General features: G+C 70.9%; 17 protein-coding genes and 1 pseudogene. 12 read left to right on the top strand and 6 right to left on the bottom strand.

Translation table 11 applies throughout. The features are described 5' to 3' along the window. Positions 1 to 33: 33 nt before the first annotated feature. The 8 genes and pseudogenes from ACYQ1L_RS01180 (at position 34) to ACYQ1L_RS01215 (ending at position 5,504) form a co-directional block, all read left to right on the top strand. The gene (locus ACYQ1L_RS01180) at positions 34 to 915 is read left to right on the top strand and encodes an SDR family oxidoreductase (RefSeq protein ID WP_460002388.1); all 882 of its coding nucleotides are present in this window, start codon (positions 34 to 36) and stop codon (positions 913 to 915) included. A gap of 305 nt (positions 916 to 1,220) precedes the next feature. Further along, positions 1,221 to 1,635: pseudogene (locus ACYQ1L_RS01185) on the top strand (DNA glycosylase AlkZ-like family protein); the annotation flags it as partial. A gap of 9 nt (positions 1,636 to 1,644) precedes the next feature. Then, positions 1,645 to 1,959, top strand: a complete 315-nt coding sequence (locus ACYQ1L_RS01190; protein WP_460005741.1) for a DNA glycosylase AlkZ-like family protein — start codon at positions 1,645 to 1,647, stop codon at positions 1,957 to 1,959. A gap of 66 nt (positions 1,960 to 2,025) precedes the next feature. After that, positions 2,026 to 2,400 carry an ArsR/SmtB family transcription factor gene (locus ACYQ1L_RS01195; protein ID WP_460002390.1) on the top strand — a complete coding sequence of 125 codons (375 nt, stop codon included), beginning with the start codon at positions 2,026 to 2,028 and terminating at the stop codon, positions 2,398 to 2,400. A gap of 35 nt (positions 2,401 to 2,435) precedes the next feature. After that, complete coding sequence (locus ACYQ1L_RS01200; protein WP_460002391.1) at positions 2,436 to 3,413, top strand: SRPBCC family protein; 978 nt, start codon at positions 2,436 to 2,438, stop codon at positions 3,411 to 3,413. Between the two features lie 128 nt (positions 3,414 to 3,541). After that, a complete protein-coding gene (locus tag ACYQ1L_RS01205; RefSeq protein WP_460002392.1) occupies positions 3,542 to 4,096 on the top strand; it encodes a hypothetical protein in 555 nt (184 codons plus the stop codon). Positions 4,097 to 4,184: 88 nt separating this feature from the next. Beyond that, positions 4,185 to 5,240 (top strand): DUF998 domain-containing protein, encoded by a 1,056-nt coding sequence (locus ACYQ1L_RS01210; protein ID WP_460002394.1) that lies wholly within the window; start codon positions 4,185 to 4,187, stop codon positions 5,238 to 5,240. Positions 5,241 to 5,312: 72 nt separating this feature from the next. Further along, complete coding sequence (locus tag ACYQ1L_RS01215; protein ID WP_460002396.1) at positions 5,313 to 5,504, top strand: hypothetical protein; 192 nt, start codon at positions 5,313 to 5,315, stop codon at positions 5,502 to 5,504. A 102-nt stretch (positions 5,505 to 5,606) separates the two neighbouring features. Here ACYQ1L_RS01215 and ACYQ1L_RS01220 read toward each other — a convergent pair whose 3' ends face one another. The 4 genes from ACYQ1L_RS01220 to ACYQ1L_RS01235 all read right to left on the bottom strand — a co-directional run bounded on the left by ACYQ1L_RS01220 (position 5,607) and on the right by ACYQ1L_RS01235 (position 10,090). Continuing rightward, a complete protein-coding gene (locus ACYQ1L_RS01220; RefSeq protein ID WP_460002397.1) occupies positions 5,607 to 5,960 on the bottom strand; it encodes a protealysin inhibitor emfourin in 354 nt (117 codons plus the stop codon). Further along, positions 5,941 to 7,035, bottom strand: coding sequence for a M4 family metallopeptidase (locus ACYQ1L_RS01225; RefSeq protein WP_460002398.1), 1,095 nt, complete (start codon positions 7,033 to 7,035; stop codon positions 5,941 to 5,943). The genes ACYQ1L_RS01220 and ACYQ1L_RS01225 overlap by 20 nt, the downstream gene beginning before the upstream one ends. Positions 7,036 to 7,111: 76 nt before the next feature. After that, complete coding sequence (locus ACYQ1L_RS01230; protein ID WP_460002399.1) at positions 7,112 to 9,640, bottom strand: DEAD/DEAH box helicase; 2,529 nt, start codon at positions 9,638 to 9,640, stop codon at positions 7,112 to 7,114. Positions 9,641 to 9,733: 93 nt separating this feature from the next. Next, on the bottom strand, positions 9,734 to 10,090 hold the full coding sequence (locus ACYQ1L_RS01235) for a zinc ribbon domain-containing protein YjdM (RefSeq protein ID WP_460002400.1): 357 nt from the start codon (positions 10,088 to 10,090) through the stop codon (positions 9,734 to 9,736). A gap of 77 nt (positions 10,091 to 10,167) precedes the next feature. Here ACYQ1L_RS01235 and ACYQ1L_RS01240 point away from each other — a divergent pair, with 77 nt between their 5' ends. Together ACYQ1L_RS01240 and ACYQ1L_RS01245 are read left to right on the top strand one after the other, a co-directional pair. After that, positions 10,168 to 10,575, top strand: coding sequence for an ArsR/SmtB family transcription factor (locus tag ACYQ1L_RS01240; protein WP_460002402.1), 408 nt, complete (start codon positions 10,168 to 10,170; stop codon positions 10,573 to 10,575). Continuing rightward, the gene (locus tag ACYQ1L_RS01245; protein WP_460002403.1) at positions 10,572 to 12,278 is read left to right on the top strand and encodes a SulP family inorganic anion transporter; all 1,707 of its coding nucleotides are present in this window, start codon (positions 10,572 to 10,574) and stop codon (positions 12,276 to 12,278) included. Before ACYQ1L_RS01240 ends, ACYQ1L_RS01245 begins: the two co-directional genes overlap by 4 nt. A gap of 132 nt (positions 12,279 to 12,410) precedes the next feature. Here ACYQ1L_RS01245 and deoD read toward each other — a convergent pair whose 3' ends face one another. Then, positions 12,411 to 13,124, bottom strand: coding sequence for a purine-nucleoside phosphorylase (gene deoD / locus ACYQ1L_RS01250; RefSeq protein WP_460002404.1), 714 nt, complete (start codon positions 13,122 to 13,124; stop codon positions 12,411 to 12,413). A gap of 90 nt (positions 13,125 to 13,214) precedes the next feature. After that, positions 13,215 to 13,877 carry a DNA alkylation repair protein gene (locus ACYQ1L_RS01255; protein WP_460002405.1) on the bottom strand — a complete coding sequence of 221 codons (663 nt, stop codon included), beginning with the start codon at positions 13,875 to 13,877 and terminating at the stop codon, positions 13,215 to 13,217. A gap of 214 nt (positions 13,878 to 14,091) precedes the next feature. Here ACYQ1L_RS01255 and ACYQ1L_RS01260 point away from each other — a divergent pair, with 214 nt between their 5' ends. Together ACYQ1L_RS01260 and ACYQ1L_RS01265 are read left to right on the top strand one after the other, a co-directional pair. Then, positions 14,092 to 15,537 carry a glycoside hydrolase family 35 protein gene (locus ACYQ1L_RS01260; protein ID WP_460002407.1) on the top strand — a complete coding sequence of 482 codons (1,446 nt, stop codon included), beginning with the start codon at positions 14,092 to 14,094 and terminating at the stop codon, positions 15,535 to 15,537. 265 nt (positions 15,538 to 15,802) lie between these two features. Beyond that, a complete protein-coding gene (locus tag ACYQ1L_RS01265; RefSeq protein ID WP_460002408.1) occupies positions 15,803 to 16,894 on the top strand; it encodes a tellurite resistance/C4-dicarboxylate transporter family protein in 1,092 nt (363 codons plus the stop codon). Positions 16,895 to 16,957: the final 63 nt, after the last annotated feature.

Consider the following 16,957-nt stretch of genomic DNA (forward strand, 5'->3'; position numbering starts at 1 on the left):
GTCACAGTCTGACATCACCTTTCGGGAGACATCATGCGCGTATTCATCACCGGCGGCACCGGCCTCATCGGAACCGCCGTCGTGACCGAGCTCCTCGCTCACGATCATCAGGTCCTCGCCCTCGCTCGCTCCGGGGCCTCGGCGGAACGGCTTCACGCCATCGGCGCGGAGTCGATCCGCGGTGACCTCGGCGACCACGACGTCCTCCGCACGGCCGCCGGTGCGGTGGACGGGGTGATCCACCTCGCGTTCCGCAACGACTTCAGCAGTCCTGAGGCGGTGGCGGCCGGCGTGGCGGAGGAAGCCGCGGCCCTCGAGGTCCTCGGCGCGGCGCTCGTCGGCACCGATCGCCCCGTCGTCACCTGCGCGGGGACGCCGGCGGTCCCGGGACGCCCCGCCACGGAGGCGGATCCGCTGAACCTGGAAGGCCCGGTCGGCGGCCGCGGCCGTGCGGTGAGCGCCGTGCTCGGGCTCGCCGATCAGGGCGTGCGGGCATCCGCGGTCCGTCTGCCCCGCACCGTCCACAAGAACGGCACGGGCGGGTTCGCGGGGATCCTGACGAACATCGCCCGCACCAACGGCACCGCGATCTATCCGGGTGACGGCGCTCAGCGCTGGCCCGCCGTGCATGCCGACGATGCGGCATCGCTGTTCCGTCTTGCGCTCGAGAGCGCGCCGGCCGGGACCTCGTGGCACGCCGTCGGCGACGAAGGCGACCCCGTCCGCGACATCGTGGAGGTGATCGGGCGGCGGCTCGAGCTGCCGGTGGCGTCCGTGCCGCCCGAGACGTTCGGCCCCCTCGGCGCGATCTTCGTCGCGGACCAGCCCGCATCCAGCCGGCGCACCCGCGAGGAGCTCGGCTGGACGCCGACGCATCCGTCGCTACTCGCCGACCTGGAGAACATCGCGCCCTGACGCCGCGGGCGGCCGGGCGGGGTCGGGTCGGGCCGCGACGCGGTGCGCTCCCGCGGTCGGACCCGCGGTCGACGGGATGGCGGCATGGTCACGACGCACTCGGAGGGCGCCGTTCTCCGCGACATCGCCCGGCGGCGGCTGCGCGCGCAGCTGCTCGTGGATCCGGCCGAGGGCGCCGAGAGCGTCGTGCGCACGATGCTCGCCGTGCAGGCCGAGAACCCCGCCCAGTCCGCCTGGGCGGTGGCGGCGCGCACCGTCTCGCCCCGGCCCGACGACCTCCAGGGCGCCCTTTCCGATGACGGATCGTGCGCACCCATGTCCTCAGACCGACCTGGCACTACGTGCATGCCGAGGACGCACGCTGGCTCATCGAGCTCACCGCCCCGCGCGTGCTGCCGGTGTTCGACCGGCAGCTGCAGCCCTCGGCGGATCGCCTCGCAGTGCTCACCGACGCGATCGTCCACGCCGTCGGGGGTGGCGACGGCCGCACCCGGCCCGAGCTCGCCGCTGCCCTCGCGGAGGCGGGACTCGACGTGCCCTCGTCTCAGCTGACTCTCCTGCTCGGCCGCCTCGAGCTCCAGCTCCTGATCACCAGCGGCGTGCCCCGCGACGGTCAGCACACCTACGCCCTCGCCGCGGAGCGACTGCCGTCGTCCGTGCCGATCGACCGGGACGAGGCGCTCGGACGCCTCGCCCTCCGCTACCTCGGCTCGCACGGCCCCGCCACGGATCGAGACCTCGCCTACTGGACGACCCGTGCTGCAGATCCTCGACGAGATGTACCGCGGATATCAGGACTCCCGCTGGGTTTTGGACGCCGAGGGGATCGTGCCGCGGGAGCGCGAAGCCACGATCGGCATGGTGCTGGTCGACGGTCAGCTCGTCGCCGGCATGCGGCGGAGCGTCGATGCGCGCAAGGCGGTCTTCGCCCTCACGCCGCACCGCAGGCTCAGCGTCCGCGAGCGTGCCGAGATCCAGAAGGCCGCAGCCCGATGCGCGGCGTTCCTCGGGGTCGCGCCCGAGGTGGAGTTCGCGCCCGTGTGATGCGGACCGGATCCGATCCCGATCACCTCTTGACATCCGGATCCGGTCGGCCTAACGTACAACCAAATGGTTGTACGAAATGAACTGAGCGATGAACAGATCGACCGTGTGTTCCAGGCCCTCGCGGCGAGCACGCGGCGTGACATCCTGCGCCGCACGATCGCCGAGGAGCAGTCCGTCTCCGCACTCGCCCGCGACTACGACATGTCGTTCGCGGCGGTGCAGAAGCACGTCGCCGTGCTCGAGGCGGCCGAGCTCATCATCAAGCGCGCCGAAGGACGCGAGCGGCTCGTCCGCGCGAATCCGGAGATGATCGCCCGCGCTCGCGCCTTGCTCGCCCGATACGAGGAGCTGTGGCGCTCCCGGATCTCCCGCCTCGACGACCTGCTCGCCGAGGACGCCCCCGAACCCGGATCCGCGCCCCGCGGATCCGAGAACTGACCGACAGAACCGACCGACACATGAAGGAGGGTGACATGCCCGTCACCGACGTGATCACCGATCCCGAGAACCTGACGCTGACGATCCTCGCCGACTTCGCCGCCCCGGTGGAGCGCGTCTGGGCCGCCTACTCCGACCCGCGCCAGCTCGAGCGCTTCTGGGGTCCTCCGGGGTGGCCGGCGACCTTCACGGAGTTCGACCACACGGTCGGCGGCTTCGCGCAGTACCGTCTCACCGGCCCGCGCGGCGAGAAGTCGTCCGGGCGGTGGGAGTTCACGCGCATCGAGGCGCCCACCATGTTCGAGGTGCTCGACTCGTTCGTCGACGACGCCGGGCAGCCGATCGACGGCTTCCCCGCGATGCGGATGCGGCTGGAGTTCTCGCCGACCGCCGAGGGCACCCGGATGACCGGCACCAGCCACTTCGACTCGGTCGAGGCGCTCGATCAGGTCGTGGCGATGGGCGTGATCGAGGGCACGAAGGCGGCGATGGCCCAGCTCGACGCGGTGCTGCAGGACCTGCGCGACTACGCGCAGGGCAAGGGTACGCAGCTCGAGGTGCTCGACGACACGCACGTGCGCATCACGCGCCTCGTCGACGGTCCGCAGGAGCTCGTGTGGCGCGCGCACACCGACCCCGAGCTGATGAAGAAGTGGCTGCTCGGTCCCGACGGCTGGGAGTTGACGGAGTGCGTGGTGGCGACCGAGCCCGGTCAGACCTATCGCAACTCGTGGGCACCGGTCGGAGACACCCCCGGGCAGGCGTTCGGCTTCGAGGGCGAGGCGCTGATCGTCGAGGCGCCGCGCCGCATGGTCACCACCGAGAAGATGCAGGGCACCGAGGGCCCGGTCACGCTGAACGACCTCTCCCTCTACGAGGAGGACGGCGCGACGCTGATCACCCTGCTCGTGGAGTACCCCGACGCCGCCACCCGCGACATGATCCTCGCCACGGGCATGATCGACGGCATGGAGGCCTCGTACGCCCGCATGGAGGACCTCGTCCTGGTCTGACGCACACGACGCAGGGGACCCCGGTCGTCCTCACCCTCCGGGCGGGGGTGCGGCCGGGTTCCCCTGCATCGTGCCGCGGCCGGCCATCCCATCGATGTGCGGACGCCGGGACGCGGTACGGTCGAGGGATGTCCGCCGTCGTGGTGAAGATCCTCCTCGTCGTGGCCGTGCTGATCCTCGTGGCGGCGGCCGTGTCGAGGATGCGCGGGCGTCGATCGGTGGGACCGGTGCGGCAGCGCATGCCGATCTTCGTGCTGCTCGTCGGGATCCTGTTCGTCGCGGTCGGCGGGCTCATGGCGCTGTCGTCGTTCACGGCCGACGACACGACGGGGCTGCTCTGGCCGATGCGGATCGCGGCGGTGGCGATCGTGCTCGGCGGGGCCGCGTTCCTGCTGATGTACCGCAACTTCTACGTCGAGCCGCGGGCCGACGAGATCGCCTTCCGCACCGTGTGGGGACGGGAGGGCGTCATCGCCTACGCCGACATCACCGAGTTCGGCGTCCGCGCCTCGGGCGGGCAGCTCCGCCTCACGGTGCGCGCGGCGTCCGGCCCGCGGCTGCGCCTGAACCCGAGGATGTACGACCTCTCACCGCTGCTGCGCGCGAACGAGTTCCGACAGCACAACGGACGCTGGCCGTTGCGCGGCGAGCTGCACGGCGTAACCGGCACCGTTCCGCGCTGACGCCCGACTGCCCCCAGCCAGGGTCCGGGATCCGATCTTCTCGGACCGGCGCGACGCGGACGTCGGCCGTGCGTGGTTCGATGTCGGCATGGACACCGCGGATCGACTCGACGCCGAGACGCGCACCGTGTGGGCGACGGCGCTCTGCCTCGCCGTGGGCACCCTCGCCGGTCTCGCCCTGTTGCAGGGTCCGCCGCGGCCACTGACCGGACCAGGGTCGCTCAGCCAGCCGGTGGCGGTGATCGCCGCCGTGATCGCGGCCGCCGCGTTCGTCGTCAGCACGCTGCAGCACCGCCGCGGCGAGACGGATCCGATGCCGCCGTGGCAGACCGCGGTCTCGCACATCTCCGCGGTCGCGCTGACCGTCGTCTTCGCAGCTGTGACCGCGCTGGGCGTGCTGCTGGCCGGGCTCGTGTTCGGCGCGGGACTGCACGACTTCACCGCTCCCGCTCTCGGTGGCGCGCTCATCGCGGGCGTGGCCTCGGCGATCGGCGGACGGTTCGCGTACAGCGCCGGCGTCGGCCTGCGCACCCGGGATCTGGCGGCGCTGCTGTTCGGGTTCCTCACGATCGGCACCTTGTTCGCGATGGGCACGGCGGCGGATCCGCTGTGGTGGCAGCAGAACTTCTCGCAGCTCGGGCTCGGTGTCGGCGGGTGGGCGTTCAACGGCACGCTCATCGTCGCCGGCCTGTTGTTCGCCACGGTCGGCTCCTACATCGGCCGCGACCTGCACCGGCTGCTCGGCGATGCGGCTCTGCGGAGGATCGCCGGGGTGGTCGTGCTGTGGGCCGCGACCGGGCTGGCCCTCGCCGTGGTCGGCTTCGTGCCGATCGAGCGGAACCGGGTCGTGCACTGGATCGCGGCGATCGCCACGCTTCTGCTGTTCGCGCTCGCCGCGGTGATGTCGGCGAGGGCGCTGCCGGGTCCGCCGCGGGCGCTGCTGATCACGACCGTCGGCCTGGGCGTGCTGCTCGTGGGGGCCGTGCTGCTGCACTGGCCTGTGGGGCTGTACTCGTCCACCGGCCTCGAGGCGATCGCCGTGGGGCTGGGCCTGGTCTGGATGACGACGTTCGTGCGCGTGCTCGCCGTACTGGTGCCGGACCTGCCCCGGGTGTCCGCCCGGACCACTCCCCTGCGCGGCTGAGCGCGGACCGCGTCCGCAGGTCGGCGCAGATCAGCCGGATCCGGTTTCGCGTCCGAGGCGCACAATGGACGCATGGGCATGTTCACGCAGAAGCCGCAGGAGCCGAGTGCCTGGGCGGCACTGCCCGGTGAGCCGCTCGACCGCGACGACGACCTGCTCCCCGCGCCGGCCGCGGATCCGCTGGACCTGGGCCTCAGCGCGGCGACCTCGTCGACGAGCGTCGCGATCCCCATGCTGCCCGTGGAGCCGGACGCGAAGGACTGAGCTCGATCGCGCGGGCGACGGGGCGGTTCGGCAGACGCCGCGCTTCGTCGCGGTCGCCGGCGGCGTCCGGATCCTGAGCGAGCGCAGCGAGACGAAGGGCGCTCAACGATCGGGCGATGGGCCCGTTCCGCCGTCGGCTTCGCGCACGGCCTCCACGAGGTCGCGCCAGGGGCCCTGCAGGTGCTCCTCCGGGATCACCTGTTCATGGCGCACGCGGCGGATGCGCACCTCGATGCGCCAGACGAAGCGGTCCGCGCCGGTGCCGGGCGGCGGCTTCTCGTCCCACGGGCACCGGTCGACGAGGCCCATCCAGTGTCGGGCCTCCTCGCCTGCGGGCTGCACGCTCCAGCGCCGGGTCATCCCCGCGATCCCGCCGCTGCGGGCAACGCGGATCGCGACGCCGTCGTCGCTGTCGGAGGGCACCCCGACGGGCTGGTCAGGCTGAGGGTCGCCCATCACCCGTCGCCTTGATCACGCCCACCGACGCCCACGCCATCCGCGCCGCATCGCCGACCGCGGTGCTCTCGGAATCGGCCTCCTTGATGGTCGCCTTCGCGAACTGCGCGAAGGTCGCGGACGAGGGCAGCCCTCCGCTCAGCGCGCGGTACCAGACGGAGCCCGCGGTCTCCCACGCCTTGCCGCCGAGCTCCACCGCGAACAGGGCGAAGGCGCGGTTGGGGATGCCGGAGTTGATGTGCACACCGCCGTTGTCCTCGGAGGTCTTCACATAGCCGCTCATGTCGGCCGGCTGCGGATCCTTGCCCAGCTCCGGGTCGTCGTACGCGGTGCCGGGGTGCAGCATCGACCGCAGCGCCTTGCCGTGCACCGTCGGGGTGAAGATGCCCGCGCCGATCAGCCAGCTGGCCTGGTCAGCGGTCTGGTCGAGCAGATGCTGCTCGGTGAGGGCGCCGAACACATCGGCGATCGACTCGTTGAGCGCCCCCGGCTGCCCCTGGTACTCCAGGGCGGCGGTGTACTGGACCACGCCGTGGCCCAGTTCGTGCCCGATCACGGTGGTCGACCCGGTGAACCCGCGGAACACCTGGCCGTCGCCGTCGCCGAACACCATGCGCTCGCCGTTCCAGAACGCGTTGTCGTAACCGGATCCGTAGTGCACCGTCGCGTCGAGGGGCAGGCCCTTGCCGTCGACCGAGTTGCGCTGGAAGGCGTCGAGCAGCATCTGGAAGGTCGCACCGAGCCCGTCGAACGCCTGATTCACAGCGACGTCGGCGACGGTCGGCTCGTCCTCCGTGCGGACCACGGTGCCCGGCAGAGTTTCGGTGTTGTGCGCGTCGCTGATGGTGCGGTTCGGGGCTGCCTCGACCGTCGCCTCGAGCGACCCGTCTGCGCCGATGGACAGCCGCAGCTGTGCTCGATGCTGCGAAGGCGCCGGAGCGATGAGCGTCTGCCGGGCCGCCTCCGCGGCCTGCGAGTAGCGCTCCGACTCGGCCAGCTTGGCCAGCAGGTAGGACGGAATGATCCCCTGGTGCAGGTGCGGTCCCGCCCCCGATCGGCTCTCCTGAATCGTCATGACGCCCTCCGTTCCGCTCCGTGTCTTCGACGATACGCCGGCCCGCCGACATCCGGTCGGGATCGGTGCGGATGTCCTAGAGGCGACCCACCGCCGTCACCACGAGCACCGCCTCGCCCGCCTCGTCCGAGGCGTCGAGGTCGACCGTCGCGGTGATGCGCCAGTCGTGGTCGCCGGCCGGGTCGTCGAGGATCTGCTGCACGAGCCAGGAGCGGGCCGGGCGCTCCTGGTCGGGGCCGCCGGTCTCGTCGATGATGAGCAGCGCGGCGCTGCGCGCGTCGGCGCCGGTGCGGATCTCGTCGTGCTCGGCGCAGTAGGCGTCCAGCGCCGCGTCCCAGCCGTCCGTGCCGAACTCGGGATCCAGCTCGGCGAGGGCGTCCAGATCCTCCCTCGCGGCGAGCTGCACGCGGCGGAACAGCTCGTTGCGCACCAGGATCCGGAACGCGCGGACATTGGTGGTGAGGCGCTTGGGGGCGGGCGGCACGACGGGCTCGTCGGAGTGCGAGACCGGATGACCGGAGACGAGCTCCTCCCACTCGTCGAGCAGGCTCGAGTCGACCTGGCGCACGAGTTCGCCGAGCCATTCGATGAGATCGCGGAGTTCCTCGGTCTTCAGGTGCTCGGGGATGGTCTGCGAGGCGGCGCGGTAGGCGTCGGAGAGGTAGCGCAGCACCACGCCCTCGGAGCGGGCGACCTTGTAGAGCGCGACGTATTCCCCGAACGACATGGCTCGCTCGTACATGTCGCGGACGACCGACTTCGGGTGCAGCTCGAAATCGCGGATCCAGGGCTGCGCGGCGCTGAACGTCTCGAACGCAGCCGACAGCAGTTCCTCGAGCGGCTTCGGGTACGTGATCTCCTCGAGCGCCTCCATGCGCTCGTCGTACTCCATGCCTTCGCGCTTCATCGCCGCCACGGCCTCTCCGCGCGCGACGAACTCCTGCTGGCCGAGGATCGCACGGGGATCGTCGAGCGTGGACTCGACGATCGAGAGCATGTCGAGCGCGAAGGACGGATCTGCCGGGTCCAGCAGCTCGAAGGCGGCCAGCGCGAACGGCGAGAGCGGCTGGTTCAGGGCGAAGTTCGGCTGCAGGTCGACGGTCAGTCTGATCGTGCCGTCGGGGTCGCGCTCGACGATGCCCGACTCCCGTAGCGTCCGATAGATCCCGAGCGCGCGGATGGCCAGGATCCGCTGCTTCGCCCGCGGCTCGTGGTTGTCATATACCAGCGCACGCATATTTGCGAAGACGTCGCCGCCGCGGCCGATCACGTTGAGCATCATGGCGCTCGTGATCTGCATGTGCGAGGTCAGCGTCTCGGGCTCCGCGGCGATGAGCTTCTGGAACGACGGCTCACCCCAGGACACGAACCCGTCTGGCGCCTTCTTGCGGATGATCTTGCGCTTCTTCTTCGGGTCGTCGCCCGCTTTGCGGATCGCGGCGAGGTTCTCCGACTCGTGCTCGGGCGCCTGCGCGACGACGGTGCCCGCGGTGTCGAATCCGGCCCGGCCTGCGCGCCCGGCGATCTGGTGGAACTCGCGGGCGTTGAGCTGGCGCATCCGGGTGCCGTCGAACTTCGTCAGTGCGGTGAGCAGCACGGTGCGGATGGGCACGTTGATGCCGACGCCGAGGGTGTCCGTGCCGCAGATCACCCGGAGGAGCCCACGCTGGGCGAGCTGCTCGACCAGGCGGCGATACTTCGGCAGCATGCCGGCGTGATGCACGCCGATGCCGAGCCGCAGCAGGCGGGACAGGGTCTTGCCGAACGACGTGGTGAACCGGAACCCGCCGATGAGCTCGGCGATGTCGTCCCGCTGTTCGCGGGTCGCGACCTTCGCGCTCGCGAGCGCCTGGGCGCGCTCCATGGCGGCGGCCTGCGAGAAGTGCACGATGTAGACCGGCGCGCGGTCGGTGTGCAGCAGATCCTCGATCGTCTCGTGGATCGGCGTGGTCTCGTAGAAGAAGTGCAGCGGCACCGGGCGCTCGACGCCGGTGACCACGGCCGTCTCGCGGCCCGTGCGGCGGGTGAGGTCGGCGGCGAGCTCGGTCACGTCGCCGAGCGTGGCGGACATGAGGATGAACTGCGCCTGCGGCAGGGTGAGCAGCGGAACCTGCCACGCCCAGCCGCGATCGGGGTCGCCGTAGAAGTGGAACTCGTCCATCACGACCTGACCGACCTCGGCGTCGGGGCCCTCGCGCAGGGCGAGGTTCGCGAGGATCTCGGCCGTGCAGCACACGATCGGCGCGTCCGGGTTGACGGCCGAGTCTCCGGTGACCATCCCGACGTTCTCGGCGCCGAACACCTCGACCAGGCTGAAGAACTTCTCGCTCACGAGCGCCTTGATCGGAGCTGTGTAGTACGTGCGTCGGCCGTCGGCGAGGGCAACGAAGTGCGCCGCCACGGCGACGAGCGACTTGCCCGTGCCGGTCGGGGTGCTGAGGATCAGATTCTGCCCGGAGACGATCTCGATGACCGCCTCGTCCTGCGCGGGGTAGAGCGAGATCCCCATGGACTCGACCCACTCCACGAACGCGAGGTAGACCGCGTCGGGATCCGGATCCCCCGAAGCCGGGCGGACGACGGAGGGATCGAGACGCGCAGACATGATGTGTCGATCATCCCACCCGCCGGGTGAGCCGCACTCGCCGGCCGGAACTCCGTCGAATCGGAGAGCATCGGGCCGACGATCCTCGCGTGCTCAGGCCTTCTTGACGAGGCCGGACTTCAGCAGCATCGCGCCGAAGCCGTCGACCCTGCAGTCGATGTCGTGCCCGTTGACGGGGTCGATGAGCCGGATCCCGCGCACCTTGGTGCCGGCCTTGATGCCCTGCGGCGACCCCTTGACCTTGATCGAGGTGGTCACGACGACCGTGTCGCCGGCGGCGAGGACGTTGCCGACGGCGTCCTTCACGACGCGCGGCGCGTCGCCGGCGGCATCTCCGTCGGCCGCCCCGGGCGCCCATTCGTGGCCGCACATCGGGCAGACCAGCAGCGCGCCCATCTCATAGGCGTGCTCGCTGGAGCACTCGGGGCAGAGCGGAAGCGAGTCGGACATGGTCGGATCCTATCGCGATATGATGAAGTCATCACACCAGGATCCGCACCAGGAGTGCGCCGGAGGGGAGAGCGCGGATGCTCAGTGACCCGAACCGCCCGCTGTACGAGGTGAAGGCGGGCCTGTTCAAGGGCCTCGCCCACCCGATCCGGATCCGGATCCTCGAGGTGCTGTCCGCCGCGCCCGAGGCGTCGGTGACCGAGCTGCTCGCGGCGACCGAGCTCGAGGCGTCGCACGTGTCGCAGCATCTCGCCGTGCTCCGCGGCAACCGGCTCGTGGTGTCCGAGCGGCGGGGCAGCCTCGTGTACTACCGCCTCGCCTACCCGCAGGTCGCGGATCTGCTGCGCGTCGCCCGGGCGCTCCTCGGTGAGATCCTGCAGACGACGCAGCAGCAGCTCGTGGAGCAGAACGGCCTGCCGGCGATCCCCGACGCCGCGGACGCGGCAGAGACGCCCGCGTCGCAACCGCAGGCCGTGCGGACGTGAGCGGGACCGGCCTGCGCGGCGGCACGCGGAACGCCGTCCTGAGGGCGCTGCGCCGTCCCCTTCCCGGTCCCGAGGACCTTCCGGGCCTCGCGGACTACGCCGAATTCCCACGGACCTGGAAGGGCGATCTGGTCGCCGGCGTCACGGTGGGCATCGTGGCGCTGCCGCTCGCGCTCGCGTTCGGGGTCAGCTCCGGAGTCGGCGCCGAGGCGGGGCTCATCACGGCGATCGTGGCGGGGATCGCGGCCGCGGTGTTCGGCGGATCGAACGTGCAGGTGTCCGGTCCGACCGGCGCGATGGTCGTGGTGCTCGCGCCGATCGTCGCGAAGTCCGGCGTCGGGGCCGTGGCACTGCTGACCATCCTCGCGGGCATCGTGCTGTTCCTGGTCGGCGCCTCCCGGATCGGCCGCGCCGTCTCGTACATCCCGTGGCCCGTGATCGAGGGGTTCACGCTCGGGATCGGCGTGATCATCTTCCTGCAGCAGGTTCCGTCCGCACTGTCGTCGCCGGTGCCACCGGGTGAGAACGCGGTGGTCGCCGCCGTGCGGTCGGTGCTCGGCGCCTCGTGGCCGGCATCCGCGATCAGCCTCGGGATCGTCGCGTTCGTGGCGGCGCTGATGGTCGTCCTGCCGAAGCTGCACCGGTCGATCCCGGCGAGCCTGATCGCGATCGCCCTCGTCACACCGGTCGTCGCCTTGCTGCACATCCGCACGCCGGTGATCGGCCATCTGCCGCCGAGCCTCCCACTGCCGCGAGTCCCGACGATGAACCTCACCCAGCTGCCGTCGCTCGCCGGATCCGTGATCTCGATCGCCGTGCTCGCGGCGATCGAGTCCCTGCTGTCCGCCCGCGTCGCCTCGGGTCTGCCCGGTCCCGACGGCCGCACCACGGGCCCGTTCAACGCCGACCGCGAGCTCGTCGGGCAGGGTGTCGCGTCGATCCTTGCGGGCCTCTTCGGTGGGATGCCCGCGACCGGCGCGATCGCGCGCACCGCGGTGAACGTCCGCTCCGGCGGCCGGACCCGGGTCGCGGCGATCGTGCACGCCCTGGTGCTGATCGCGGTCGTGTACCTCGCCGCGCCCCTGGTCGGCATGATCCCGCTGGCCGCGCTCGCCGGGATCCTCATGGTCACCGCGACCCGGATGGTGTCGCCCCGCACGGTCCGGCAGATCCTCGGCTCCACCCGCGCCGACGCGGCGGCGTTCGCCCTCACCGCGATCATCACGGTCTCCTTCGACCTCATCGTCGCGATCGAGATCGGCGTGGTCGCCGCCGCCTTCCTGACGCTGCGGAAGTTCGCCGGGCTCGGGGCGGTCGTCCGCGAGCCGATCGAGGGGGATCCCGTCCCCGGTGACGAGCGCATCGCGGTCTTCCGGCTGGACGGGCTCATGTTCTTCGGCGTCGCGGACCGGATCCTGCAGGAGCTTTCGGGGGTCCGGGAGGTCGAGGTCGTGATCCTGCGGCTCTCCCGGCTCCGCTACCTCGACGCGACCGGCGCGCAGGCCCTCGCGGAGATCGTCCGCGAACTCGAGAGGCAGGGCGTCACCGTGCTGCTCAAGGGCATCCCCGACGAGCACCGCGCTCTCGCCGACCGGCTCGGCGTGATCTCATCGCTCCGGCACCGGAACCACCTCTTCGACGATCTCGGATCCGCGGTCGCGCACGCCCGCAGCCACATCGTCCGCGGCCCCGGCGTGCGCTGAGCGCGGTCGGGATCCGCCCAATCGAACCGCGAGACTGCAACCGGGGGACGAGACTGCAACAGACTGCTGCAGTCTCGTCGTGCAGTTGCGGTCTCGCGGTGAGAGTCGCTGCCAGGCGGCCTCCCGGTGGGCTCACACGGCCGTCGCGGCCTCCAGGGCGATGCGCACCATGTCGCCGAAGCTCTGCTCGCGCTCCAGGGAGGTCGTCTCCTCGTGCGTGACCAGGTGATCGGACACCGTGCAGATGCTCAGCGCACGCCGGCCGAAGAAGGCGGCGAGCGTGTAGAGCGCGCTCGTCTCCATCTCCACCGCGAGGGCGCCGTGCTGCACGAGCGGTTCGGTCAGTTCGGGGCGGGTGTTGTAGAACTGGTCGCCCGAGAAGAGCAGGCCCACGTGCACTGCGTGCTCCAGGTCCATCCGCTCGCTCGCCTCGACGGCGCGGCGCAGCAGGCTGAAGTCGGCGACGGGGGCGTAGTCCTGGCCGTGGAAGCGGATCCGGTTGATCCCGGAGTCGGTGCAGGCGCCGTTCGCGATGATGATGTCGCGCATGCCGACCTTCTCGGTGAGCGCTCCGCAGGATCCCACGCGCACGAGCGTCTGCACGTCGTAGTCCTGGAACAGCTCGTTCGCGTAGATCGACATCGACGGCTGCCCCATGCCGGATCCCTGCACCGACACGCGGTGCCCCTGCCAGGTGCCGGTGAAGCCGAGCATGCCGCGCACCTCGGAGTAGAGCTCGGCGCCCTCGAGGAAGTTCTCGGCGATCCACCTGGCCCGCAGCGGGTCTCCGGGCAACAGGACGATGGGGGCGATCTGACCGGGGGCGGCGGCGATGTGCGTGCTCATCGGACCAGGCTATCCACGGCGCCCGAAGGCACGACGGCCGCTGCACGGATGCGCAGGATGCGGTGCTCCCGGTGCGCTCCGACGATCCGCTCAGCCCTGGCGGCGGACCATCTCCGCGATCCACAGCGGGGCGAACGGAGAGGTGCAGTTCGGCGGCACCGGGTACTCGGCGAGCACCTGCAGCCGCTCCCCGATCGCGATCGCCCGGTCGCGGAGGGCGGGATGGTGGATCCCGATGTACGCCAGCGTCTCGTTCATCGCCCACTGCTCACGGGACGGCGCGTGGGCCAGCTCCCGCTCGATGCGGTCCAGCAGCCCGTCGAGGTCGAGCCCCTCGGGGTTCTTCGCGACCCGCGCGGAGGTGAGCGACCATGCGGCCGCCCGGGCGTCCGGATCCGGGCCGTCGATCCAGCGCGTGCGCAGCTCCTCCGCGCGCGGTGACTTCTTCACGAGGTAGGCCACGAGCCAGTCGTGCGCCTTGGAGCTCTGCGTGGCGCGCACCATGCGGTCGAGGTCGTCGGCGCTGAGGTCGCGCGGTCTCGCGACCAGGATCCCGAGCAGCTGGCCGGCGACGTCGCCCGACTCCCACAGCTGGCGGGCGAGGTCGGGATCCGTGCCGATCCGCTTGGCGAGAGCGCGCATCTTCGTGAGGTTCACGCCGTGCGCGTCGCCGTGACGCTCGTTGATGGCCCGGGCCTTCGGATCCTCCAGGGCGGCGAGCTCGGCGAGGGCCTCGGGAAGCGTGGTGGACATGGCGCCAGCCTAGAGCGGCCGCCGGACTCGGGCGCGGCGACGCCGGGATCGGGAACGCATCCCCGGGAGGAGAACTCGCTCATGGGAGGAGGGTTGCCGCGCATCCGTCCTTCCGAACGCGGGTCCTCCTCCGCAAGCAGCGGGAGCACGTGCGCGGGAGGGGTCGCGTAGGCGACGATGGTGACGCAAACATCGCGCCGACCCCAGGAGAGTCATGACCGACACCGCAGCGCCCGCGCTCACCTACGCCGACGGTGCGCTGCTCCGGCACGGCACTCCCTTCCGGATGCTGTCGGGCGCGGTGCACTACTTCCGGATCCACCCCGACCAGTGGGAGGACCGGCTGCGTCGCCTCGCCGCGATGGGTGCGAACACGGTCGACACCTACATCCCGTGGAACTTCCACGAGCGGGCCGAGGGCGAGATCGACTTCACCGGCTGGCGCGACGCCGAGCGGTTCATCCGGCTCGCGGGCGAGGTCGGCCTGGACGTGTTCGTGCGCCCCAGCCCGTACATCTGCGCGGAGTGGTCCAACGGCGGCATCCCGTTCTGGCTGAGCGGGCGCACGCGTGCGCTGCGCACGAGCGATCCGGTGTTCCTCGCCGCCGTCGACGCCTGGTACGACGCGCTGATCCCCCGCCTCGCGGCCCTGCAGGCCGTGCACGGCGGACCGATCACGGCGATCCAGATCGAGAACGAGTACGGATTCTTCGGCAGCGACCGCGGCTACCTCGAGCATCTGCGCGACGGGCTGCGCGCCCGCGGCATGGTCGAGCTGCTCACCACGGCCGACGGCACCACGGCGGACATGGTGCGCAACGGCAGCGTCGACGGCGCCATGGGCTCGTTCACCTTCGGAACGGGCGTCGCGCTCGCCGAGCAGCTGCGCAAGCCCGGCGAGCCGCTGCTGTGCGCGGAGCTCTGGGGCGGCTGGTTCGACCACTGGGGCGAGCAGCACCACGTGTGCTCGGCCGCGAGCATGATCGGCACCGTGGACGAGCTGCTCGCCGCAGGCGGATCCGTGAGCCTGTACATGGCGCACGGCGGCACGAACTTCGGATTCTGGGCGGGCGCGAACCACGACGGCGCGCTGCGGCCGACCGTCACCTCGTACGACTCGGACGCGCCGATCGGAGAGGACGGATCCCTGAACGACAAGTTCCACGCGCTGCGGGCGGCGTTCGCGCCGTTCCACGACGGCGACCTGCCGCCGATCCCGGACGCGCCGCGCCGGCAGCCCGCGGCAGCGACGCCGCTGGTGCCGGCGGCGTCGCTGCTCGACGTAGTGCGCGCAGTGCCGGATGTGGCCACCGCGCCGATGCCGCTGTCGTTCGAGGAGCTCGGCGCCGAGGACGGGCTGGTCGCGTACGAGGCGGAGATCTCGTACGCCCCCGGCGCCGAGCTCACCGTCGACGTGCTGCACGACCGGGCCGTCGTCTTCCTCGACGGCGAGCGGCTGGGCGTGCTGGAGCGCGACGGCGTGCGGTCGCTGGAGCTGCCCGGCGCGGGTGGAACCGGCGTGCTCACGCTCGTCGTGGAGAGCCAGGGGCGCCCGAACTACGGCCCGCACACGGGCGAGCGCAAGGGCATCCTGGCGGGCGTGCGGATCGGCCGCCGCTGGCTTTGTCAACGATTGATGGCCCCGTCTCGTCATCGATAGTTGGCCCCGGCTGATCTTGTCACCGCAATCTGGTTCAAGGGTGGCGGGCTGAAGGGCGCGGCGTCAGCCGTCGCGGAATGAAGCCCGGACTGACCGACCGACGCGGCCGCGGAGATTAAGCGGCTGCAGAAGAAGATCGCCGAGCTTCGTAAGGCCAATGAGTTCCTCGAGTGGTGCAGAGCAGCCATCGAGGATGGCTCTTCCCTGCCACTCGCCGGTGCTGGTATTCGCGGTCCGCGTTCAGCTGCGGGCGTAGCCTGGTGCCGTGTCACCGTCGATCGGCCTCGGCGCGCGATTGGACATTGCCGTGCGCGGGCTCACGCCTGGATACTTCGCCCTCGTGATGGCGACGGGAATTCTGTCGATCGCGATGCGCGCGAACGGGTGGGAGCCGGTCTCGGTCTCGATGCTGGGGATCGCTGTCGTCTCGTACGTGGTGTTGGTGGCGCTGAACGTCATCCGCATCGTCCGACATCGCACGGCGCTTCTGCAAGACATCGCCGACCCCGCGCGCGCCTTCGGGTTCTTCACGTTCGTGGCAGGCACGTGTGTGCTGGGCAGTCGGCTCGCTGCCGAGAGATTCTCAGGGGCTGCGCTGGTGCTGTTGCTGATCGGCTCGGTCGCATGGATCATCCTGGGCTACACGGTCCCGTGGACCGCGGTGCTCGGCCAGCGTCGCCGCACGGCGCTCTCGACGGCGAACGGGACGTGGTTCATCTGGGCCGTGGGGAGCCAGTCCATCGCGGTCCTGGCCGCAACCCTCGAGGTCGAGCTCACTACGGCGCGCCCGGCGCTGGCGCTGCTCGCCGTGTTCTCATGGTCTGTCGGGACGTTCCTGTACTGCGCGGTGGGTGTGTTCGTGGGCGTGCGTCTGCTCGCGTATCCTTTCCGGCCTGCCGACCTCACCCCGCCGTACTGGGTCGCGATGGGGGCGACCGCCATCACGGTTGTCGCCGGCGCCCGAATCGTCGAGATGGCTGAGGCCCCGATGGTCGACGCGACGCGAGGGCTTATCGCCGGCGCCTCGGTGTTCTTCTGGGCCTTCGGCACGTGGCTCATCCCGCCGCTCGTGATGGCCGGCTACTGGCGTCACGTGCGCAATCGGATCCCGTTGCGCTACGAGCCGACGTTGTGGAGCATCGTGTTCCCGCTCGGGATGTACAGCGTCGGCTCACAGTTCCTCGGTGACATCGACCATCTGCCGATCGTTCACGCGATCGGTTACGGCGAGAGTTGGATCGCGCTCGGTGCGTGGCTTGTGACGTTTGGGGCGATGCTCGTGCACCTCTGGCGCACTGTGATCCGCCCCGCCCGGGCACGCGTCGGCGAGCCTGGACTCGGCATTCCATCCGGGTAGACGGATGTGACAGGGACTTCCCGCGCATCACCTCGAGGGCGCAAAGATGCTGGTCCCGCCGAT

The organism is Microbacterium xylanilyticum, assembly GCF_054654695.1.

Bases quoted from the DNA above. Each gene is read 5' to 3' on its own strand.
- ACYQ1L_RS01180 (WP_460002388.1), top strand. From the start codon at position 34: ATGCGCGTATTCATCACCGGCGGCACCGGCCTCATCGGAACCGCCGTC.
- ACYQ1L_RS01195 (WP_460002390.1), top strand. From the start codon at position 2,026: ATGGTTGTACGAAATGAACTGAGCGATGAACAGATCGACCGTGTGTTC.
- ACYQ1L_RS01200 (WP_460002391.1), top strand. From the start codon at position 2,436: ATGCCCGTCACCGACGTGATCACCGATCCCGAGAACCTGACGCTGACG.
- ACYQ1L_RS01205 (WP_460002392.1), top strand. From the start codon at position 3,542: ATGTCCGCCGTCGTGGTGAAGATCCTCCTCGTCGTGGCCGTGCTGATC.
- ACYQ1L_RS01210 (WP_460002394.1), top strand. From the start codon at position 4,185: ATGGACACCGCGGATCGACTCGACGCCGAGACGCGCACCGTGTGGGCG.
- ACYQ1L_RS01215 (WP_460002396.1), top strand. From the start codon at position 5,313: ATGGGCATGTTCACGCAGAAGCCGCAGGAGCCGAGTGCCTGGGCGGCA.
- ACYQ1L_RS01220 (WP_460002397.1), bottom strand. From the start codon at position 5,960: ATGGGCGACCCTCAGCCTGACCAGCCCGTCGGGGTGCCCTCCGACAGC.
- ACYQ1L_RS01225 (WP_460002398.1), bottom strand. From the start codon at position 7,035: ATGACGATTCAGGAGAGCCGATCGGGGGCGGGACCGCACCTGCACCAG.
- ACYQ1L_RS01230 (WP_460002399.1), bottom strand. From the start codon at position 9,640: ATGTCTGCGCGTCTCGATCCCTCCGTCGTCCGCCCGGCTTCGGGGGAT.
- ACYQ1L_RS01235 (WP_460002400.1), bottom strand. From the start codon at position 10,090: ATGTCCGACTCGCTTCCGCTCTGCCCCGAGTGCTCCAGCGAGCACGCC.
- ACYQ1L_RS01240 (WP_460002402.1), top strand. From the start codon at position 10,168: ATGCTCAGTGACCCGAACCGCCCGCTGTACGAGGTGAAGGCGGGCCTG.
- deoD (WP_460002404.1), bottom strand. From the start codon at position 13,124: ATGAGCACGCACATCGCCGCCGCCCCCGGTCAGATCGCCCCCATCGTC.
- ACYQ1L_RS01255 (WP_460002405.1), bottom strand. From the start codon at position 13,877: ATGTCCACCACGCTTCCCGAGGCCCTCGCCGAGCTCGCCGCCCTGGAG.
- ACYQ1L_RS01260 (WP_460002407.1), top strand. From the start codon at position 14,092: ATGACCGACACCGCAGCGCCCGCGCTCACCTACGCCGACGGTGCGCTG.